The sequence below is a fragment of the Lachnoclostridium sp. An196 genome, from assembly GCF_002160135.1.
Taxonomy (GTDB): Bacteria; Bacillota; Clostridia; order Lachnospirales; family Lachnospiraceae; genus Hominiventricola; species Hominiventricola avistercoris.
Window position 1 is genome coordinate 1 of the sequence record NZ_NFJZ01000007.1, and the last position, 20,286, is coordinate 20,286.

Annotated in this window: 20 protein-coding genes; 8 read left to right on the top strand and 12 right to left on the bottom strand. The window is 48.8% G+C overall.

Translation table 11 applies throughout. From position 1 onward, the window contains the following. The first annotated feature begins 203 nt into the window (after positions 1–203). The 4 genes from srtB to murD all read left to right on the top strand — a co-directional run bounded on the left by srtB (position 204) and on the right by murD (position 5,049). On the top strand, positions 204–1,100 hold the full coding sequence (gene srtB, locus B5F29_RS09205) for a class B sortase (protein WP_162608398.1): 897 nt from the start codon (positions 204–206) through the stop codon (positions 1,098–1,100). Positions 1,101–1,232: 132 nt separating this feature from the next. Continuing rightward, positions 1,233–2,183: an AEC family transporter gene (locus B5F29_RS09210; RefSeq protein WP_087154345.1), complete on the top strand. Its 951-nt coding sequence runs from the start codon at positions 1,233–1,235 to the stop codon at positions 2,181–2,183. Positions 2,184–2,338: 155 nt separating this feature from the next. Beyond that, positions 2,339–3,724: a hypothetical protein gene (locus tag B5F29_RS09215; RefSeq protein WP_087154346.1), complete on the top strand. Its 1,386-nt coding sequence runs from the start codon at positions 2,339–2,341 to the stop codon at positions 3,722–3,724. Next, a complete protein-coding gene (gene murD / locus B5F29_RS09220; RefSeq protein WP_087154347.1) occupies positions 3,718–5,049 on the top strand; it encodes a UDP-N-acetylmuramoyl-L-alanine--D-glutamate ligase in 1,332 nt (443 codons plus the stop codon). The genes B5F29_RS09215 and murD overlap by 7 nt, the downstream gene beginning before the upstream one ends. Positions 5,050–5,111: 62 nt before the next feature. Here the strand turns inward: murD and glpK are convergent, their stop codons facing one another. Then, complete coding sequence (gene glpK, locus B5F29_RS09225; protein ID WP_087154494.1) at positions 5,112–6,614, bottom strand: glycerol kinase GlpK; 1,503 nt, start codon at positions 6,612–6,614, stop codon at positions 5,112–5,114. Positions 6,615–6,646: 32 nt separating this feature from the next. After that, the gene (locus B5F29_RS09230) at positions 6,647–7,234 is read right to left on the bottom strand and encodes a cytidylate kinase-like family protein (protein ID WP_087154348.1); all 588 of its coding nucleotides are present in this window, start codon (positions 7,232–7,234) and stop codon (positions 6,647–6,649) included. Between the two features lie 170 nt (positions 7,235–7,404). Between B5F29_RS09230 and B5F29_RS09235 the strand changes: the two genes are divergently transcribed. Both B5F29_RS09235 and B5F29_RS09240 read left to right on the top strand, forming a co-directional pair. After that, positions 7,405–8,538: a ComEC/Rec2 family competence protein gene (locus B5F29_RS09235; RefSeq protein ID WP_087154349.1), complete on the top strand. Its 1,134-nt coding sequence runs from the start codon at positions 7,405–7,407 to the stop codon at positions 8,536–8,538. Between the two features lie 74 nt (positions 8,539–8,612). Then, the gene (locus B5F29_RS09240) at positions 8,613–9,323 is read left to right on the top strand and encodes a S1 RNA-binding domain-containing protein (RefSeq protein ID WP_087154350.1); all 711 of its coding nucleotides are present in this window, start codon (positions 8,613–8,615) and stop codon (positions 9,321–9,323) included. A gap of 63 nt (positions 9,324–9,386) precedes the next feature. Here B5F29_RS09240 and B5F29_RS09245 read toward each other — a convergent pair whose 3' ends face one another. Together B5F29_RS09245 and B5F29_RS09250 are read right to left on the bottom strand one after the other, a co-directional pair. After that, on the bottom strand, positions 9,387–10,754 hold the full coding sequence (locus B5F29_RS09245) for an MATE family efflux transporter (protein ID WP_087154351.1): 1,368 nt from the start codon (positions 10,752–10,754) through the stop codon (positions 9,387–9,389). Then, complete coding sequence (locus B5F29_RS09250; RefSeq protein ID WP_087154352.1) at positions 10,741–11,196, bottom strand: MarR family winged helix-turn-helix transcriptional regulator; 456 nt, start codon at positions 11,194–11,196, stop codon at positions 10,741–10,743. Before B5F29_RS09250 ends, B5F29_RS09245 begins: the two co-directional genes overlap by 14 nt. Positions 11,197–11,342: 146 nt before the next feature. Here B5F29_RS09250 and B5F29_RS09255 point away from each other — a divergent pair, with 146 nt between their 5' ends. Beyond that, entirely contained in the window at positions 11,343–12,710 is a 1,368-nt protein-coding gene (locus tag B5F29_RS09255; RefSeq protein WP_087154353.1) for an alanine/glycine:cation symporter family protein, read from the top strand. Positions 12,711–12,771: 61 nt separating this feature from the next. Here B5F29_RS09255 and B5F29_RS09260 read toward each other — a convergent pair whose 3' ends face one another. The 6 genes from B5F29_RS09260 to B5F29_RS09285 all read right to left on the bottom strand — a co-directional run bounded on the left by B5F29_RS09260 (position 12,772) and on the right by B5F29_RS09285 (position 18,664). Next, positions 12,772–13,647, bottom strand: a complete 876-nt coding sequence (locus tag B5F29_RS09260) for a MetQ/NlpA family ABC transporter substrate-binding protein (protein ID WP_087154354.1) — start codon at positions 13,645–13,647, stop codon at positions 12,772–12,774. Positions 13,648–13,661: 14 nt separating this feature from the next. After that, positions 13,662–14,321: a methionine ABC transporter permease gene (locus B5F29_RS09265; protein WP_087154355.1), complete on the bottom strand. Its 660-nt coding sequence runs from the start codon at positions 14,319–14,321 to the stop codon at positions 13,662–13,664. Positions 14,322–14,323: 2 nt separating this feature from the next. After that, positions 14,324–15,346: a methionine ABC transporter ATP-binding protein gene (locus B5F29_RS09270; protein WP_087154495.1), complete on the bottom strand. Its 1,023-nt coding sequence runs from the start codon at positions 15,344–15,346 to the stop codon at positions 14,324–14,326. 81 nt (positions 15,347–15,427) lie between these two features. Beyond that, positions 15,428–15,637 carry a hypothetical protein gene (locus B5F29_RS09275; protein WP_087154356.1) on the bottom strand — a complete coding sequence of 70 codons (210 nt, stop codon included), beginning with the start codon at positions 15,635–15,637 and terminating at the stop codon, positions 15,428–15,430. Continuing rightward, entirely contained in the window at positions 15,637–17,025 is a 1,389-nt protein-coding gene (locus B5F29_RS09280; protein ID WP_087154357.1) for an MATE family efflux transporter, read from the bottom strand. Before B5F29_RS09280 ends, B5F29_RS09275 begins: the two co-directional genes overlap by 1 nt. Before the next feature lie 355 nt (positions 17,026–17,380). After that, positions 17,381–18,664 (bottom strand): putative ABC transporter permease, encoded by a 1,284-nt coding sequence (locus B5F29_RS09285; RefSeq protein ID WP_087154358.1) that lies wholly within the window; start codon positions 18,662–18,664, stop codon positions 17,381–17,383. 209 nt (positions 18,665–18,873) lie between these two features. On the opposite strand from B5F29_RS09285, the gene B5F29_RS09290 reads away from it, so the two are divergent. Continuing rightward, entirely contained in the window at positions 18,874–19,404 is a 531-nt protein-coding gene (locus B5F29_RS09290; RefSeq protein WP_087154359.1) for a nitroreductase, read from the top strand. An 84-nt stretch (positions 19,405–19,488) separates the two neighbouring features. On the opposite strand, the gene B5F29_RS17285 is transcribed toward B5F29_RS09290, so the two are convergent. Both B5F29_RS17285 and B5F29_RS09300 read right to left on the bottom strand, forming a co-directional pair. After that, positions 19,489–19,653 (bottom strand): 4Fe-4S binding protein, encoded by a 165-nt coding sequence (locus B5F29_RS17285; protein ID WP_143449134.1) that lies wholly within the window; start codon positions 19,651–19,653, stop codon positions 19,489–19,491. A gap of 270 nt (positions 19,654–19,923) precedes the next feature. Next, on the bottom strand, positions 19,924–20,274 hold the full coding sequence (locus tag B5F29_RS09300) for a MerR family transcriptional regulator (protein ID WP_087154361.1): 351 nt from the start codon (positions 20,272–20,274) through the stop codon (positions 19,924–19,926). Positions 20,275–20,286 lie beyond the last annotated feature (12 nt).

A 20,286-nucleotide genomic window follows, 5' to 3' on the forward strand; every position in this document is an offset into this window, starting at 1 on the left:
CAGAAGGAGAGATAACCATACCATGGATGTATGAAAGAGTAAATATCAACTGTGCAGAAGTAAACGCTACTACCCGTAGAAGAGGTGGAATTTAAAATTTCATTTTTGGCTTAATGCGGCTGTCGTTTTTTTCGCTGGCTTTTTCACCCTGTATCTGGTAGAATAAAAGCGGTGATATTATGGAACGAAAGACGAGAAAAAAAATGAATCATAAAAAGGCGGTTTCACCGCAGACACGCGCATCACGCACTTCTTCCCGAACAGGCAGTCGGCTCACCGCTGCACAAAAACAGCGCAGACGGGAAGCGGCACGCAGACGGCGCATCCGATATCTGCTCTTGGGATTGGGCCTGGGCCTGGCGGCCTGCCTATTAATCTTCAGCATCTGGAAACTGGTAAATATTTTTACTGGATACAGCGCGGCAGATAAAGAATATGAAGATCTTCGCCAGTATGTACTGGAAGAGCCGGTATCCCCGGATGAAGCGGAGACAGAGACTGTAGAAACGGAAGACGGGGAGACCACAGAACAGATTACAGTTCCCATGGAACGTATCGACCTGACTTCTTTACAGCAGATCAACTCCGACGCGGTGGGATGGATTGAGATCCCCGGCACTGTGATCAGTTATCCCCTGGTACATACCTCGGACAATGTATATTATCTGACTCATACCTTCCGGAAAGAAGAAAGCCGCAGCGGCAGTATCTTCATAGAACATGCCAACAGCCCGGATTTTTCGGATCTGCACACGATCATTTACGGGCACAACATGAAAAACGGTTCCATGTTTGCGGGACTGAAAAATTACAGGAATGAGAGTTATTTTGAAAATCATCCTTATATCTATATTGATCTGGAAGACGGCTCTCACTGTTATCAGATTTTTTCCTGCCATGAAGCTCCGGTAACAGATGTTTCTTATACAATCGGTTATGCGGCAGATGATGTTTACGCATCTTTCCTGGATGAGATCAAAGCATCATCTCTATATGACACCGGAGTAGATGTGGGGACCGGTGATTCGGTTATCACTTTATCGACCTGCACCTCCAACGACGCAAACCGTTTTGTCGTACATGCCAAAAAAATATACTGATTGATCCCGCCGCCAGGCGGCATATATGGAGCTGTATACAAAAGAAGCCCTTCGGCCGTAAGTATTTATCCGGTCGAAGGGCATCTTAACGCGTTCTTAAAAATATTATGTCAAAACACAGGAGTAATCTATATGGAATCTTTTTTATTCAGCTTAAATGCCACCATGCCCGTTTTTCTTGTTATGATCCTGGGATGGGTTCTCATGCGCGTCCATTTTTTCAGTGATGAATTTGTAAAAATCGCGGATAAATATGTCTTTAAAGTCGCCCTTCCGGTACTTCTTTTTGAAGATATTGCCACCGCGGATATTACAGAGATTTTTGACCTTGCCTTTATCCTCTTCTGCATGATTTCCACCATTGTCATGTTCCTGGCGGTCTGGATCCTAAGCGCGCTGCTGATCCGGGATAAATCCATGGTAGGAGCCTTCGCCCAGGGCGCCGCCAGAGGAAGCGCCGCCATCCTGGGAATCGCGTTCGTACAAAACATCTACGGCGCCCCCGGTATGGCTCCGCTTATGATCGTATCCGCGGTCCCTTTTTATAATATCCTGTCAGTGGTGATCCTGACTTTCGGCTCCAGGGACCAGATCGGGATGGATAAAAAATCCCAGATCCGCGCCGCCTGCATCGGAGTGGCCAAAAATCCTATCATATGGGGCATCCTTGCCGGGCTGCCATTTGCCCTTCTGCATATCCGGATACCTGCCATTCCCTCCACAGCCATCTCCTATGTAGCCAATACGGCGACTCCCATCGCCCTTCTGACCATCGGAGCCGGCTTCCAGGGACGCCAGGCACTCTCCAGGCTGAGGCCCGCACTGGCTGCCAGCTTCATCAAACTGATCGGGATTCCGGCTGTCTTTTTTCCTGTTGCTCTGCGCTTCGGCTTCCGGGGAAGCGAACTGGTAGCGATTCTGATCATGCTTGGCTCTCCCACTACAGTTTCCTGCTATATCATGGCCAAAAACATGGGAAACGATGAAGTCCTTACCTCCAGCATTATCGTTCTCGCCACTCTGTTTTCCTCCATAACGTTGACCGGATGGATCTGGTTTCTGCGTACACAGGGCCTGATCTGAAGCCGCCGCAGATGCTTTTTCGCTGCCTTTCTATTTTGGGCGGTCTGTGATATAATGTAACGTAACAGTTCAGGACGGCGAAAAAACGGGGACAAAAGCAGGCGTTAAATGTGCCGTCCTGAACTATTACAATGTTCAGAAAAAGGAGCTTTTCTATGAAAACCTATGAATCCTGCCGGCGTGAATTTCCGGTCTTTTTGTATAAAAATTATACAGTGGAGGATGAAAACTCCGAACTGCGGGTAACCTATCACTTTGAGATCCCCGGATTATCCTCTTTTGATCCTGTCTGGCGTTTTCCGAAAAAGGATACTATACCCCTTCAGGCCGAAGGAAACCTTACCCTTCAGAAAATGCTGTTTGGTCTTGGCATGGTAGAACTGATCAGCTACTGGAAGATCGCCTGCCCGCCGGAAGTCAGAGTCCAGTGCGGTCCTCTTTCTCCGGAACAGATCCGCTGGTGGAAAGATCTGTACTTTCTTGGACTGGGAGAATTTTTCTATACCAACGGGATCCAGGCAGATTCGGATACTTTTATGAACCTGCGCGCAGATGCACCTGAACTTCCAGGAGTTCCCCGTCCCGCTTCAGAGGCGGACGGATGTCTGATCCCCATCGGCGGCGGCAAAGACTCCGCCTGCACGATTGAACTGCTGAAAAAAAGCGGCCTGAAACTGAAAACCTATATCATTAATCCCAGAGGAGCCACTCTGGAGACGGTCCGTGTTTCCGGCCTGTCCATAGATGACAGCATCCATGCCGGACGCACCCTGGACAGACGGATGCTGGAGCTGAATCAGGAAGGTTATCTTAACGGGCATACGCCGTTCTCCGCGCTTGTAGCTTTTTCTTCCCTGATCACGGCGTATCTGCACAATTTAAAATATATTGCCCTGTCCAATGAGGCCAGCGCCAACGAAAGCACGGTTGCCGGAAGTACCGTCAATCATCAGTACTCCAAAAGTTTTAAATTTGAGCAGGATTTTCATAATTACGAGAAAGAATATATACAGAGCGGCATCTACTATTTCAGCATGCTCCGTCCTCTGTCGGAATTCCAGATCGCAGAATATTTTTCAAGGCACCCTGCTTATCATGAGGTCTTCCGCAGCTGCAACGTGGGAAGCAAACAGGATATCTGGTGCGGCCATTGTCCGAAATGTCTGTTCGTCTTCCTGATCCTGTCACCATTTCTCAGCCACAGTCGGCTGACAGAAATTTTCGGTACAGATATGCTGGAAGACAGATCCATGCTGGAAGACTTTCAGAAACTGACCGGACTGACAGAAGAAAAACCTTTCGAATGTGTGGGAAGCCGGGACGAGGTAAACGCTGCCATCTGTCTGACCATCGAACAGATGGAGACTTCCGGCGCTGCGCTGCCCGCCCTGCTGAAATGGTACCGCGCGCAGCCGCTTTTTGAATCCGCGTTTCCGCACCGGCACGACTACGATTCTTTCTATGACAGGAATCATCTGCTGCCGTCCGCGTTTTTAAAGATTTTATCCGACGAATGCTATGGAGGAACACTGCCTTGCTGAAATTACTGCATGCTTTGATTAAGCAGAAAAATGTCCTGGTTCTTGGATACGGACGGGAAGGAAAATCCACGCTGCGCCGCCTGCTGCAGGCGGGAGGCGCGGCTTCTGTCACTGTGGCAGACCAAAACGAAGTTCATCCTGAGAATGCGTCCGTATCCGTAATATCCGGTCCTGATTATCTGGATATCCTGGACCGCTATGATGTCGTTTTCAAAAGCCCGGGTATCGTACTTCCAAAAAATCCGGAGGCATATACCTGCCTGATCACTTCCCAGATGGAAATCTTTTTCCAGGCTTATCGGGATCGGATCATCGGTATCACCGGAACCAAAGGAAAAAGTACTACCACTACCCTGCTCTATCACATTCTGAAAGAAAGCGGGCAGAATGTGGTACTGGCCGGAAATATCGGCATACCGGCCTTTGACATTTTAGAAGAGATCGGGCCGGATACTTCTATTGTCTGCGAACTGTCCTGCCACCAGCTGGAATATATCCATGTGTCTCCCCATATGGCCGTCCTTCTGAATATCCACGAAGAGCATCTGGACCATTACGGCACCATGGAAAAATATGTGCATTCCAAGCAGCAGATTTATTTTCACCAGACGCCGGATGATCTGTTGTTCTGCGGGATGGATGTACTCCCGGCGGAAGGAACCTGCCTCTCACAGATCTATACCGTCTCTGATACATCTGTACAGGCAGATATTCGTCTTTCAGGGACATGCATTCATTACGGACAGCACAGCTATCAGATACCCGCAGATGATATCCACCTTTTAGGCCACCACAATCATCTGGATATTGCTTTTGTCTACGCTGTCTGCCATGTACTGAATCTCTCCGACAGGGACTTTGACCGGGGACTGAGAAGTTATGAGCCTCTCCCCCACCGGCTGCATTTTGCCGGTATCCGGGATGGCGTGCGTTACTACGACGACTCCATCTCCACCATCTGTGACACCACAATCCAGGCACTCAAAAGTGTTCCGTCCGTCGGAAGCGTCCTGATCGGCGGCATGGACCGTGGAATTGACTACGGGGATCTGATCCGTTTCCTGTCGGAAGACCAGGTGCCGCACATCATTCTGATGGAAGCCACCGGAAAACGCATTCTGGACGAAATCCATCGTGAATATCCGGATTTCCGACATCCGGAACGGCTGCATCCTGTGAAGGATTTAAAAGAGGCGGTCGCCTGCGCCAGAGAAGTGACGCCGAAAGGCTCCGCCTGTATCCTGTCTCCTGCCGCCGCCAGCTATGGCATTTTCAAAAACTTCGAAGACCGCGGAGACCGGTTCATTCAATATGTTTTTTCCTGAAACTATCATACCGCTGCCGGGAAAGGATCCCGACAGCGGTATGATATATCTGATCTGTTGTATCAAATCTGATCTTCTTCAGCCCAGTGAAATGCATATGTCACCGCTTTTTTCCAGCCTTTTAACTTCTTCTTCCGCTCCTCTTCGGACATCTGCGGAGCAAAGATCCGGTCCACCGCCCAGTTCTGACGCACTTCTTCTTTATCCTTCCAGTACCCCACTGCCAGACCTGCCAGATAAGCGGCTCCCATGGCTGTAGTCTCTACGCAGGAAGGACGGTTCACCGGGGCGCCTATAATATCTGCCTGCGTCTGCATCAGAAAATCGTTGGCGCTGGCTCCTCCATCCACTTTCAGCGCCGACAGACGGATACCCGAATCCGCTTCCATTGCCTGCAGCACATCCGATACCTGATAGGCAATCGACTCCAGCGTCGCGCGTATGATATGGCATTTATTCACTCCCCGGGTCAGACCGACAATAGTTCCTCTGGCGTACTGATCCCAGTAAGGCGCTCCAAGACCTGTAAATGCCGGCACCACATAGCATCCGTTAGTGTCTTTTACCTTCTGCGCCATATATTCGGAATCCGATGCGGCGTCGATCAGCCGAAGTTCGTCGCGAAGCCACTGTATCGCCGCTCCAGCCACAAATATGGATCCCTCCAGCGCATAATTCACTTTTCCGTTCAGCCCCCAGGCAATAGTTGTGACCAGTCCGTTTCCGGAATAAACCGGCGTCTCTCCGGTATTCATCAGCAGAAAGCAGCCTGTTCCATAAGTATTTTTAGCTTCTCCCGCTGAAAAACACGTCTGTCCGAACAATGCGGCCTGCTGGTCTCCGGCAGCTCCTGCGATGGGAATCGCTCCGCCCAGATATCCCGGGTCTGTGGTTCCGTAAATCTGACTGGACGGTACTGCCCTGGGAAGCATGGAACGGGGAATTCCAAGTTCATCCAAAATCTCCTGGTCCCATTCCAGTGTCTGTATATTAAACAGCATGGTACGCGACGCATTAGAATAATCCGTCACATGAACGGCGCCTTTTGTCAGTTTCCAGATCAGCCAGGTTTCCACGGTGCCAAAAAGAAGCTCTCCCTTCTCTGCCTTTTCCCTGGCTCCTGCTACGTGATTCAGGATCCATCTCACCTTTGTGCCGGAAAAATAAGCGTCCACCATCAACCCCGTCTTCTCCCGGATCCTTCCCGCCATTCCTCTTTCCTTCAGTTCATCACAGTACCTGGCAGTCCTGCGGCATTGCCAGACGATCGCATGGCAGATCGGATCGCCGCTCTCTTTGTCCCACACGACCGCCGTCTCTCTCTGATTGGCAATCCCGATTGCCGCGATGTCCGCAGCGGACGCGCCGATCTTCTGCATGGCCTCCACCGCCACTCCAAGCTGAGTGGACCAGATCTCATTCGCGTCGTGCTCCACCCAGCCCGGTCTGGGAAAATACTGATTAAACTCCTTCTGTGCCATACTGCAGATCTTTCCCTGTCTGTCAAACAGGATACAGCGGCTGCTGGTCGTCCCCGCATCCAGGGCCATCACGTACTTTGCCATATCCAAATCCCTTTTCCTTTCTTACGTATGTTCTATTTGGACAATTCGACGATGATGTCCACACAGCCCTCAATGCCGAATTCGCTGCTGTCCAGACACAAGTGATAATTCTGGGAAAGTCCCCATTCCCGGTCTGTATAGTAGCGGTAATTGACGCTTCTCTTTTTGTCTTTATCCATCAGACGCTTTTCCGGCTTCTCGGAAGTCTCCCCGTACAGACGTACAATCCGCTCCGCCCGGTCTTTGAGCGGCGCATGGACAAACACATGCAGACAGTCTCCACGGTCTTTCAGGATATAGTCCGCGCATCTTCCCACGATCACGCAGTTTCCTTTCTCCGCCAGATCCAGGATGATCTTTCTCTGCTCCATCCAGATATAATCCTGCATGGCCATGCCATTCACTGTACGCCCCAGAAACGCATAGGAGAAAAGACTGTTCCCCGGCGCCTGCTCTCCGTACCTCTCAATAAACCCTTTGGAAAAACCGGTCCCTTCCGCGATCTTTTCAATCAGATCCTTGTCATAATACTCATACCCCAGTTTGTCAGCCACCAGTTTGGCGATCGTCCTTCCGCCGCTTCCAAACTCTCTGCTGACAGTGATGATACGTCTGCTCATATACATCCCCCTTTTCCCTGAGCAATATTTTTGCTGTCTTTATTGTACCACAAGACCCAAAGGATTGCAAAAATCAAAGAGCCTCTGCTATAATGTATCGTAACGGTTCAGGACGGCGGTAAAGATGTCCTGAACTGTTGCAATATAAAAAACAACATGGAGCAAGACTTATGAACAAAAACAAGACATCCACAATTTCCGTTCTGTTAATCCTGATGCTGGCATTTTCCGCTTTTACCGGCTGCTCGGCAGGCAGCTTTTCCGACACTGCCGCTCCACCGGATGCGGAAACTGTGACAGAGATCTCGGATACATCCTCTGATGACGCGGATCCCCTCCGTGTCTATTTTCTTGATGTGGGGCAGGGCGACTGTACTGTTCTGACTCAGGGAGACTCTGCGATGCTGATCGACGCAGGTGAAAACGATAAAGGAACTGCCGTCCAGTCTTATCTGGAATATCTGGGAATAGACAATCTGGATTACGCAGTGCTGACACATCCGGATTCAGACCATATTGGCGGCGCGGATGTAGTCCTCTATAAGTTCGGCTGCGATACCATCCTGATGCCGGACGCGGAGACGGACACAAAAACATACGATGAAGTAATACAGGCAATGAATGCCAAAGGTGAATCCGCTGTTCACCCTTCTCCCGGCGATATCTACGAATTTGGGGAAGCTTCTTTTACCATATTGGCGCCTGTGCAGAGCTATGACGACAACAATAACAATTCCATTGTTCTGCGTCTGGATTACGGAGAAAATTCTTTTCTGTTTACCGGCGATGCGGAAAGCCAGGCCGAAGCAGATATTCTCGCTTCCGGCGCGGACGTGGATGCAGACGTACTTAAAGCAGGCCATCATGGAAGCAGCACTTCCACCAGCGACGAATTTCTGGCTGCTGTATCACCGGAATACGCGGTAATCAGCTGCGGCGAAGACAACTCCTACGGGCACCCTCACGCAGAGACGCTGAATAAACTCCGCCAGAACGGGATCACCGTATTCCGGACCGACGAGCAGGGCACCATCGTCGCGGAATCAGACGGGCAGGAAATCACCTGGAGCAGTTCTCCGTCCGATTCCTGGCAATCCGGAGAACCTTCCGAAGCAGATACCGCCGCGCCTCCCTCCCTGAACCAGGAGGTGACATATGTATTAAATACCAACACCATGAAATTTCACCTTCCCGACTGCAGCAGCGCCGACGATATCGCAGACCAGAACCGCGAAACCACGGATCAGACTCGGGACGAACTGATTGCCGAAGGCTATGAGCCCTGCGGAAGATGCAATCCGTAAAAAATAATTTGCCTTTCTTGAAATTTATCCCTATAATAGGGGCATAGTAATTTATTCAAAGGAGATATAATACCATGGACGAAAAACTGACTATGGACGATCTTTCAGAAGAACTGGAAGCGTCCTACAAAGCTGCGGAAGAAGCAGGCACAGACGATGCAGAAGATCTGGATCCCACCTGGGCTACCCTGAAACAATATCTGAATGACAAAACGGAACTGACCGTCAAGATCGGCGGCGTCGTAAATTCCGGTGTTGTTGCATATGTAGAGGGCATACGCGGATTTATCCCTGCATCCCGCCTTTCTCTGGAACATGTGGAGGATCTGAACGAATGGCTTGGCAAAAAGATCAAAGTCCGTGTCATCACCGCTGATCCCGACAAAAAGAAACTGGTGCTCTCCGCAAGGGAGATCCTGAGAGAAGAACGTGACGCAAAACGCCAGGAAGAGTTCGACAAGATCCAGGTAGGAGATGTGCTGGAAGGAACGGTTGAGACCCTGAAGGATTACGGCGCGTTTATCCGTTTGCAGGGAGGTTTGTCCGGTCTGGTACATGTATCCCAGATCTCGGATAAGAGGATCCCGACTCCCGCGAAAGTACTGAATGTGGGAGACCCTGTGACGGTAAAAGTCATCGCCATCAAAGACGGGAAGCTGTCCCTCAGCATGAAAGCGCTTCTTCACAAAGAAGAAGAACAGGAAGAAAAGACGGATTACAGACTGCCCAAGAGTGAAAAGATTTCTACGAATCTGGGTTCTCTGCTCTCCAAACTGAATCTGTAAAAAACATCCGAATACAGATACGCCGCCATACAGCCATGCAAAACGCTGTATGACGGCGTCATTTTATGCCTCTTTTTTAAGTTCCGCAAGCGCTTTTCCGAACTGATACCTGAACAGGCAGGCAGTAAATGTAACTGCCAGGAAATCAGCCACCGGTTCTGCCAGATACACTCCGGTCACCGGATCGGATACCAGATGCGGCAGCAGGAAAATCAAGGGCAGAAGCAATATAAATTTCCTCATTACTGCCACCAGAATAGACGCTTTCGCATTTCCTATGGAAATAAATGTCAGCTGGCACGCCATCTGGATACCAAAAATACACATTGCGGCCATATAAATACGAATCGCCCATGCCGTGTAAGACACCAGTTCGGCATCCGAAGAAAATATCATGGCAAATCCCTGCGGGAAAAGCATCACCAGGCCCCACAGCAGGAAAGAATATGCCAGGCTGACTTTCAGCAGCAGATAAAATGTTTCTTTTACTCTGCTCACATTTCTGGCCCCGAAATTATAGCTGGAAATAGGCTGCGCCCCCTGTCCCAGCCCCTGAAGCGGCAGCATGGAAAACTGCATGGCGCTGGACAGAATCGTCATGGCGCCTACCGCAATATCTCCTCCATACTTCAGCAATGACGCGTTGAAACAGACCATAATCACGCTTTCACTGGACTGCATGATAAACGGCGATAACCCCAATGTCAGACACGGAAATACAATATCCGGTTTCAGACGCATATATCTTCGTCGAATCTTCAAAATCGTCCTTTTTCCATTCAGGAAAGCCAGTACCCATACTGTGGATACTGCCTGGGACAAAATCGTGGCCAGGGCCGCGCCTTGTACTCCCATGCCAAACCCATAGATAAACACCGGATCCAGAACAATATTGCATACCGCGCCGATCAGCACACTCAGCATGCCTGTCTTGGCAAATCCCTGGGCGGTGATAAATGCATTCATTCCCAACGTCAATTGCACGAATATTGTCCCTACGGCATAAATATTCATATATGCGGTAGCATATCCGATCGTGTTCTCACTGGCGCCGAAAAGCATCAAAAAATCCCTGTTAAAAAGCAAAAGTATCACGGTAAGGATCACGGAGATCACGACCTGCACAACAAAACTGTTCCCCAGGATTTCTTCCGCAGCGTCATTGTCTCCCTTCCCCATGGCCATAGAGGCTCTGGGAGCGCTTCCCTGACTGATCAAAGCCGCAAAAGCGGACACAATTACTATTACAGGCATGCAAACCCCTACTCCTGTCAATGCCAGCGCTCCGTCGCCGGCCATGTGTCCGATATAGATTCTGTCTACCAGATTATACAGAAGATTAATTACCTGTGCCACGATCGCCGGCAGAGCCAGTTTCCATAAAAGTTTTCCTATTGGTTCTGTTCCTAAAAAATCATTATTCTGTTCCATGTGTTTCACTCTCCCACTCTCGTCTGATATTTTCCGCAATCTGAAGCGTCAGGCTCAGATACTGCTGTCTTTCTTTCTCTGTCATGCCCTCAAACAACAGATCAAAAAAATGTGACTGCGCATCAAGAATCTTGCACACCGCTTCCTCTGCACCCGGCAGCAGTTCCAGATGAATCTTCCTTCTGTCCTGCTCATCTGTCCGTCTCCCAACAAAACCTTTCTGTATCAGGAATTCCACTGCCTGTGATACGTTTGCTTTGGGCAGCATCCGATAATTCACTATATCGCTGGCAGTATCCAGTCCGGGATTATTTTTTAAAAACGCCAGAATATCGATCTCCAGCTGTGTCATACCATACTGCAGCCGTATTTTTCCGAACATTTTCTCATAGAGTTTTCCTGCCGCTCTGGATTTCAGCAGAATATCCAAAATAAACTGCATCTCTCACCATCCGTTCAAATATAAACTGTTTAATTCTGAACTATTATAGTTCTTTAAAAAGAATTTGTCAATCCGGGCATAGTGTGTTATAGTAATACAGTTGTCCGGCTCAAACGGACACTTACGACACACAGGAGGAATGAAATATGGATACACTTTTGACAATGGTGGATTCTGCCAACGATGTTCTCTGGAACGTGATACTGATCGTTCTTTTATGCGGCACAGGCATCTATTACACGATCCGATTGAGATTCATCCAGATCAGAAAATTTGGGGAAGGTTTCCGCCAGGTATTCGGAAATCTGAGTCTGAAAGGAGAAAAAAAAGGAAAAGGAGAGATGACCTCTTTCCAATCTGTAGCGACTGCTATCGCCGCGCAGGTAGGTACCGGCAATCTGGCGGGAGCGGCCACGGCGCTGGTAGGCGGAGGTCCCGGCGCCATCTTCTGGATGTGGCTCAGTGCTTTCTTTGGAATGGCGACTATTTACGCCGAGGCAACGCTGGCCCAGAACTTTCGTACTGTGGAACACGGAGAAATTACCGGAGGCCCCGTCTATTATATTCAGGGAGCTTTCAGAGGGCGGTTCGGGAAATTTCTCGCGACGCTCTTTGCTGTCTTCATTATATTAGCTCTTGGATTCATGGGGAATATGGTTCAGTCCAATTCCATCGGCACTGCATTTTCTGAAGTCTTTACCGCCAGGAATATCAATATTCCGCCGGTTGCTGTAGGAATTGTCCTTGCCGTTATCGCAGCATTTATTTTCCTGGGCGGCACAAACCGTCTGGCTGCTGTTGTGGAAAAATTAGTTCCGCTTATGGCGGGTATCTACATCGTCGGCAGTCTGATCGTCATCGTCAGCAATATCACAGCGCTTCCGGAAGCATTCCGTATGATTTTCATAGGCGCGTTTCAGCCGTCCGCTATTGTAGGCGGCGCAGCCGGAATTACTGTCCGGCACGCAATCCGTTACGGTGTGGCACGCGGGCTTTTTTCCAATGAAGCCGGTATGGGATCAACTCCTCATGCACATGCGCGCGCTACTGTAGAAAATCCCCACAAGCAGGGACTGGCAGCTATGATCAGCGTCTTTATCGATACCTTTATCGTACTGAATCTGACCGTTTTTTCCATCCTGACCACCGGAGTGCTTTCCAGCGGAAAAGACGGTACCGCCCTGACCCAATACGCGTTCACTACTGTCCTGGGCAGCTTCGGAGATATTTTTATCGCCGTCTGTCTGCTGTTCTTCGCTTTTTCCACCATCCTCGGATGGCACTTCTTCGCAGAAATTAATGTAAAGTACCTGTTCGGTCCAAAAGCGACCAAATTCTATTCTTTGTTGGTAGTGCTGTTCATCATTATCGGCTCCACATTGAAAGTAGATCTTGTATGGTCCCTGGCTGATTTCTTCAATGGACTGATGGTGATCCCTAATGCCCTTGCACTGCTTGCCCTTTCGGGGCTGGTTGTCAGACTGCAAAAGAAATACAGCGACAAAAAGAAATAAACTGAATCAAAAAAACCGGAGAAACAAACTGCATCTGTTTCTCCGGCCTTTTTCTGCGGAATTAATCTACCGGGATCACCGCTCCCTGATAGGTATCATTGATATAAGTTTTGATGTCATCAGATTTCAGCACTTCTACCAGAGCTTTGACCGCGTCGGATTCTTCATTTCCAGCCTTTACCGCGATCACATTCACATATGTCTGGGATGCTTCAGAATCTGCGGATTCATAAGCCAGTGAATCAGTTGCCACAGAATATCCCGCCTGAAGCGCGTAGTTGCCGTTCATAACCACATAGGAAGTTTCCTCGATGACCCTCGGTACCTGAGCGGCTTCCAGCTCCACAATCTCAACATTCATAGGATTCTCCACTATATCAGTCACTGTAGCTTCCAGTCCCACGCCTTCTTTCAGCGTGATAATGCCGTTGTCCTGAAGAAGCAGCAGAGCTCTTGCCTCATTGGTCGTATCATTGGGAACCGCGATCGTATCACCTTCAGAAAGCTCATCAAGGCTTGCCTTCGTACCCGGATAAATTCCAAACGGTTCATAGTGAATGCCTCCTGCGTTCACCAGATCTGTGCCTCTTTCCTCATTGAATGCTTCCAAATACTGCAGATGCTGAAAATAGTTTGCATCAAAATCACCGCTGTCTACTACCAGATTCGGCTGTACATAATCGTCAAATACGGTAACCTGCAGATCATACCCCTGTTCCGCCAGAAGCGGCTTTGCCTGCTCCAGAATCTCTGCATGGGGCGTCGCGCTGGCAGCTACCGTGATTGCCTGCAGATCTCCTGACTCTTCAGCTGTATCTCCAGCCGCCTCCTCCGCGGCGCCATCCTGTGCCGGAGTCTCTGTACTGCTGCTCCCGCAGCCGGTCAGAGCGCCGAACGCCAGCGTACCTGTCAGCAACGCTGCAATTAACTTTTTCATAATCTTTTCCTCCTCTATTTTCTTTTATCTAAACGCGAGGCAATATACATGCCTATCGTTTGGAACAACTGAACCAGAATGATCAACAGGATCACCGTGACAAACATAATATCCGTCTGATACCTGTGATATCCGTAACGGACGGCAATATCGCCCAGGCCGCCTCCTCCTACGGCTCCTGACATGGCGGAGTATCCCAGAATCGTGCCGATAGCGATTGTCGCGCCCGTAATCAGGGACGTTCTTGCCTCCACCAGCATTACCTTGACGATAATCCTCATATTGCTGGCTCCCATGGAACGGGCCGCCTCGATAACCCCTGCGTCCACTTCCTTCACGGACGACTCCACCATACGGGCGATAAACGGGATCGCCGCAATCGTCAGCGGAACGATCGTCGCCGTAGAACCATAACTTCTTCCCACCAGAGCACGGGTGAAAGGGATCAAAAGGATCAGGAGAATCAGGAACGGCACACTGCGGACAATGTTTGCTATCACGTCAAACACCTTATACACCGCCGCGTTGGGCGACAGCCCGTCTTTGTCCGTAACTGCCAGCAGCACTCCCATAGGAAGTCCGAATACATAGCCCAGTACAGTAGCGGATATCGTCATATAAAGCGTCTCTCCAATTCCCTGAATCAACATATCAATAATTTCCTGTGACCACATAACTAGTCCACCTCCCCGATCTCCAGTCCGCGTTCCTTCAGATGCGTCTTCATCGCATCCACCTGCGTACTGTCTTTCATAAACTGCAGGATCATCTCTCCTTTGGCGACGCCTCCTACATTCTTTGTATCTGCCTTCAGAATATTTACCGGCTCATGGAAGGTCAGAATCAGATTTGCGATCACCGGCTCAAATGCAGAATTGGCGGTAAACACAATCCGGATCTTCTCTCCGCTCTTGATCACCGGCTGCACCGCTTTCTGTCCGTCTTCCACATCTGCCCCGGTGTCCTTCCGGATCAGCTCCTTCGCCACTTCCGACCTGGGGTGGCTGAAAATCTCAGATACCAGCCCTTCTTCCACCACTTCGCCTTCGTTCATGATCGCTACTCTCCGGCAAATCTCGCGCACCACAGACATCTGATGAGTGATAATAACTATCGTAATCCCAAAACGGGCATTAATATCTTTCAAAAGCTCCAGGATTGAGTAAGTAGTCTGCGGATCCAGCGCGCTGGTCGCTTCATCACAGAGCAGAATCTTCGGATCCGATGCCAACGCCCGGGCGATTGCCACACGCTGCTTCTGTCCTCCGGACAACTGCGCCGGATAAGCCGCCGCTTTATCCGTCAGTCCTACAATCTCCAGCAGTTCCATAGCCCGCGCGTGAGCTTCCTTTTTCTTTTTCCCCTGTATATATAGCGGAAAACACACATTCTCAAGCACAGATTTCTGCATCAGCAGATTGAAATGCTGGAAGATCATACCGATCTCTTCTCTCTGTTTTCTCAATTCCTTTTCTGTATAATCGCTCAGGGATTTCCCTTTGATCAGGACACGGCCCTGAGTCGGAACCTCCAGAAAATTCATGCAGCGGACCAGCGTACTTTTACCCGCTCCTGACATACCGATGATTCCGAAAATATCCCCTGCCTCAATGGACAGATTCACATTTTTCAGCGCCTCTACCTTTCCGTCTTTGGACAGGTAGGATTTGCACAGATTTTCTACAACTATTTCAGACATATCCTCAGCCTTTCTGCTCATTCATCATTCATTCAAGCTACATGCACATACTGTACCACAGATGCAGATTCCCAGTCAAGTTTATCGCTCATCCAGCAGCCCGTAGATTCTGTACATGGCCAGCATATTCTGAAGGTTCATATGCCGTCCCATCAGCTGGCGGTACGTGGCAGACTTGGTCTTTCCCTCCGCTTTCAGCCCTGCCATCTGTCTTTCCACATTTTCACAATCTTCTTCTACCGCTTTCAGCATCTTTTCAAATGCATCCAGCCGATCCTTATCAAGACTCATTAAACACTCCTTCTTTCTTTTCCGGCTCCGGGCAGATGCCCCTCCCTGCTCAGATATTTTTTATATATAATTAAAAAACACGCGCTCGTCACCATCGCCGACAAAACATCTGCCGTCGGCTCCGCATAAAACGCGGCTCGGGCCGCAAAGAAAAACGGCAGAACACAGGTAGCTCCCAGATATAAAGATTTGCGAAGCAGCGAAAGCCCCAATGACACCTTTGTCATGCCAAGCGCCGTCAGCGCATCTACAAATACATACTGAAAGCTCAGAGGAATGATCATCATTGTAAATACCTGGATTCCCCATACCGCCAGTTCCTGGTATTCCCGTACGCCGGTAAAAATTCTTACAAAATATTGAGGAAGCATTCTGGACACAAAAAACATGGTTGCAGTAAATCCAATGCAAAGCAGCAGAACCCAGAAAACCGTCTGCCGGATTCTCTTCGGCTTTCCCGCGCCGTAATTAAAGCTGATCAAAGGCTGGGAGCCACTGGTCACTCCCAGCATGGGAGACGTGATCAGCAGCATATAACTCTGCACAATTGTTGCCGCCGTGATCAGCGTATCTCCATATCCCGCTCCTCCATAATACTGCAAAACCGCATTAAGCGCTATGATAATCAGACTATCGGTGGCCAGAATCAGAAACGGCGAAAAGCCAATAGCCAGAATCTGTTTTCCAAGAGCCTGCTCCGGTTTTTTCAGACATACCGGGATCTTCATTCTCTTGCTTTTCAGTGTCCGCACAACAAATGCACAGGACGCCATCTGCGCCATCACCGTAGCGATTGCCGCCCCGGCGATATCCATATGGAAGAGAAAAATAAATACCGGATCCAGTACGATATTGATCACCGCTCCGATCAGCGTCGTAGCCATCCCCAGAAAAGGATAACCCTGAGCAGTAATAAAGTAATTCATTCCCATGGAAAGCAGCGCAAAAAATGTGCCCATAGTGTAAATTGTCAGATACGTATCCGCATACCCGAAAGTAGCTTCACTGGCGCCAAACCACCACAGGAGACGTTCTTTACACAATAAAAAAACCACTGTCAAAACCAATGACAACCCGATCAGCATAGAAAAGCTGGTCGCTAAAATTCTTTCCGCCCCTTTGCGGTCCTCCGCTCCCAGACGAATTGAGAAAAGCACTGACCCGCCGATTCCGATCCAGGTTCCAAATGAGGACAAAAGCGTGATGATCGGCGCGCAGACCCCGGCTCCTGCCAGGGAATCCCCTCCAATCACCGGAATATTTCCTATATAGATACGATCTACAATACTGTAGAACACGTTTACAAACTGAGCAAACATAAAAGGAACCGATACTTTCAGGACCAGTACCGGTATAGGATCTTTTCCAAAATCATTCGTTTTTTTCACAGTGCAGCCTTCTTTCCGAAAATCCTCATACACTATACTACAACTGTTTCAAAAAAACTACCTGTTTTTTCAAAATACAGCATAAAAAAACGGCATTCTCTTTCTCAGCATGAGAAAGAGAACACCGCGCGTTTGTTCCGGTTATTTTAATTTGTCATAAGTATCAAACGCTGCCGCCGCCCAAATCCTGTTTCATTCTTTCTGTATCCATATATAACGCCTCCAGTTTATAGTACAGTTTCTTTTTTCGTATATATTGTATTACCGGTTGAAGTCATAGGCAAATGCTTAGTTTACATGAAAGAATATACGCAGAATGTATGAATCATCTCGGCCTGTCCCGCCTGAAGTAAAATTACGTTTCCACCTTTATCGCATTAGGATAGATCTTTTCCAGTTTTTCGTCATCATATTTTTCATCCATCACCTGCTGCCAGGTATGTTCCGCCGGAACGCCTCTGCTGCGCTCGTCCTGTCTCACCAGCGCAAGGAAAGATACAGCCATATTGCAGACCATAAACACAACTACTGTCCAGGTTATTATTTTTCCCAGTTGTTTTGGTATTTTCTCAATCCAGTCCGAGAATTTCGGATAAAGCGCTTTAAACCAGACTACCGCCGCAAATCCCCAGAAAAAGCAGTACAACAGGTTGATTCTCCCTCCCAGATTAAACGGGATCTTACTGTAGTCCCAGAATACCGTGCCAAACATAATCTCCGTCAGGACGCTGCACAGATACTCGTATGCGCCTCCCAGAACAGTACCTGTCAAAAACAGGAACATACTGGAACGGTCTTTATAGCGATAAAGCATCACGGTCACAAGCGCGATCGCCAGCCCCCAGACAATACTGAAAGGTCCCCAGACCAGACTGCTCCTGCTCATCCATACTCCCGCAGTAATCCGGCAAAAGATCGTCTCCGTAATATCTCCCAGCAATGATCCAATAAAAAAAAGTAATACAACTTTATAGAAACTGCAACCGGAAGCAAATGCCGCTGCATTGCTCTTTTCATACTCTTTTCTTCTTGGATATGCTCTTTCAAATCTGCCGTTTACCAGAATATAAAGCTTCTCGCCGAGCCTGCCGCTCATCCTCATAAACCAGGAATCCACCAGTTCCCAGTTTTTGATTTGTTCCTCTTTTCCCGCTATTACGATCAATGTGGCGAGGATATCCAGCGCAAGCAGCGCGATCAGAATCCAGATCACAACCGCTCCTGCTGCAGACGGGATCATACGATACAGCGTCAGCAGAAAAGGGTTGATCCACCTCACGCAGATGAGTCCCAGAACTCCCCACAGCATAGACATGGGAAAACAAATATAGCCGTCCAGATTCCATTTTATGTTTGAGTAATCCCACCATTTTTCATGATACAACCACTCTATTACGTGTCCTGCAACCCATTCCGCCACCGTAGACAAAACCGCGGAACTGCAGAACAGCCAGAACAGAGGCAGATCCCCGTAAAACACCGTCAGTACTACAAGAACCGCTCCATATAACACACAAAACGGGCCATTGACGAGTCCTCTGTTTACAAACCTTTTATTTTTCCATGCGGCCATCAAAGTTTCCAGGACCCATCCATTAAAAGATCCCGTTAAAAAAAGCCATATCAATTCGTAATTCATTCGTGGTCTTCCTTTTCCGTATATTGAATTTATCTGCTCTGATTCTAATATAATTCCCCGTTTTCCGGATATGGACAATGTACATGTTCTGTCACATTTTTCCACAGATCTCTTTCAGTGTCCAAAAAACTTTCTGATGTTCCTGTCCTTGCTTTCAGCCGGTCTTCATGATACAGTAAAACTACTAACACCGTTGAGGAGGTTTTCATATGAGCGAGAAAAATGCAGTTCTGGAGAACATCCAGTCAAGAAGAAGTGTCCGTAAATTCAAACCTGACATGATCCCCGGAGAGATCCTGGATCAGATTCTCGAAGCAGGAACCTGTGCCCCCACCGGCATGAACCGGCAGTCCCCGATCATCATCGCAGTCACAAACAAAGAGGTGCGCGACCGTCTGTCTGCTCACAATGCGCGTATTATGGGAAGCAGTAGCGATCCATTCTATGGCGCGCCCGTCGTACTGATTGTACTGGCCAATAAAAGCTGCCCTACCCATGTCTACGACGGCAGCCTGGTCATGGCAAACCTCATGCTGGCCGCGCACGCTTTGGGAATTGGCAGCTGCTGGATTCACCGCGCCAAAGAAGAATTTGAAGAACCCGAAGGAAAAGAAATTCTGAAATCTCTGGGAATTGAAGGCGATTATGAAGGTATCGGGCACTGCATCCTGGGCTATACAGACGGAGAATATCCGAAACCGCACGAAAAGAAAGAAAACTGGATCTACCGCATCGATTGATCCGGAGAATCTCAATACCCTCAGACAATGCCGACAATGTCTGAGGGTATTTTCTTCCGGACTGCAGTCTTCCGCGTCATCGTATTATTCTTTAAAATACGCCGCAATCTCTCCCATCCGTTTCATCTGATCCACTTTGAACGGGCAGCGATCGCTGCAGTGTCCGCACTGTATACAATCCGAAGCATGTTTTTCCAGATTGTCATAATGGTCCGCGGCAAGCTTATCATCTCCGCATCGGTGGTCCATCCGTATTTGCCGGTAGAATATTCCGCCCCGAAATGCACCTGATAGATCATCTTATCCCGCACCTTTTCAAATGCCTTTCCATAGAGACCGTATCCTTCGGCTGAAGACGCGACCGTATCCACATAATTAATTCCGTTTTCATAAGCCAGTTCCAGGGCTTCCATCGCCTCTTTCTCCGGCGCTTCTGTAATATAGCCGGATCCGATGCCGATCACGCTGATCCGGTCTCCGGTTCTCTGATTGATCCTGTATTCCATATTTTATTTCCTCCTACTCCATTTCCTTCCGTATTCTGTACCTGAGATCATCCAGACGTTCCAGCTGTCTTTCTTTGAAGTGGATCTCATCCAGCGCCGCACGCCGCTTTTTATTCAGCATGGACAGACGTTCTTCGTCCGTATGGCTGCCTTCCATGGTAAGCTTCATATAGCTCTCTATCTCGTCGGAATCAAATCCTATATCATGCAGCGTCATGATCAAACTCAGCTTTTCCAGATCAGAATCGTCGTAATTCCATTTTCCCATAACTTTTTTTACCGCTCCGCACAATCCCCACTTCTCATATTCACGGAGAACATCCAACGGGATCCGATAGCATTCGCTGGCTTCGTCTATAGTCATGTATCCGCCTCC

Excerpts from the sequence above, each read along its gene's own strand:
- srtB (WP_162608398.1), top strand. The coding sequence starts at position 204 with ATGAATCATAAAAAGGCGGTTTCACCGCAGACACGCGCATCACGCACT.
- B5F29_RS09210 (WP_087154345.1), top strand. The coding sequence starts at position 1,233 with ATGGAATCTTTTTTATTCAGCTTAAATGCCACCATGCCCGTTTTTCTT.
- B5F29_RS09215 (WP_087154346.1), top strand. The coding sequence starts at position 2,339 with ATGAAAACCTATGAATCCTGCCGGCGTGAATTTCCGGTCTTTTTGTAT.
- glpK (WP_087154494.1), bottom strand. The coding sequence starts at position 6,614 with ATGGCAAAGTACGTGATGGCCCTGGATGCGGGGACGACCAGCAGCCGC.
- B5F29_RS09230 (WP_087154348.1), bottom strand. The coding sequence starts at position 7,234 with ATGAGCAGACGTATCATCACTGTCAGCAGAGAGTTTGGAAGCGGCGGA.
- B5F29_RS09235 (WP_087154349.1), top strand. The coding sequence starts at position 7,405 with ATGAACAAAAACAAGACATCCACAATTTCCGTTCTGTTAATCCTGATG.
- B5F29_RS09240 (WP_087154350.1), top strand. The coding sequence starts at position 8,613 with ATGGACGAAAAACTGACTATGGACGATCTTTCAGAAGAACTGGAAGCG.
- B5F29_RS09245 (WP_087154351.1), bottom strand. The coding sequence starts at position 10,754 with ATGGAACAGAATAATGATTTTTTAGGAACAGAACCAATAGGAAAACTT.
- B5F29_RS09250 (WP_087154352.1), bottom strand. The coding sequence starts at position 11,196 with ATGCAGTTTATTTTGGATATTCTGCTGAAATCCAGAGCGGCAGGAAAA.
- B5F29_RS09255 (WP_087154353.1), top strand. The coding sequence starts at position 11,343 with ATGGATACACTTTTGACAATGGTGGATTCTGCCAACGATGTTCTCTGG.
- B5F29_RS09260 (WP_087154354.1), bottom strand. The coding sequence starts at position 13,647 with ATGAAAAAGTTAATTGCAGCGTTGCTGACAGGTACGCTGGCGTTCGGC.
- B5F29_RS09265 (WP_087154355.1), bottom strand. The coding sequence starts at position 14,321 with ATGTGGTCACAGGAAATTATTGATATGTTGATTCAGGGAATTGGAGAG.
- B5F29_RS09270 (WP_087154495.1), bottom strand. The coding sequence starts at position 15,346 with ATGTCTGAAATAGTTGTAGAAAATCTGTGCAAATCCTACCTGTCCAAA.
- B5F29_RS09275 (WP_087154356.1), bottom strand. The coding sequence starts at position 15,637 with ATGAGTCTTGATAAGGATCGGCTGGATGCATTTGAAAAGATGCTGAAA.
- B5F29_RS09285 (WP_087154358.1), bottom strand. The coding sequence starts at position 18,664 with ATGAATTACGAATTGATATGGCTTTTTTTAACGGGATCTTTTAATGGA.
- B5F29_RS09290 (WP_087154359.1), top strand. The coding sequence starts at position 18,874 with ATGAGCGAGAAAAATGCAGTTCTGGAGAACATCCAGTCAAGAAGAAGT.
- B5F29_RS17285 (WP_143449134.1), bottom strand. The coding sequence starts at position 19,653 with ATGGACCACCGATGCGGAGATGATAAGCTTGCCGCGGACCATTATGAC.
- B5F29_RS09300 (WP_087154361.1), bottom strand. The coding sequence starts at position 20,274 with ATGACTATAGACGAAGCCAGCGAATGCTATCGGATCCCGTTGGATGTT.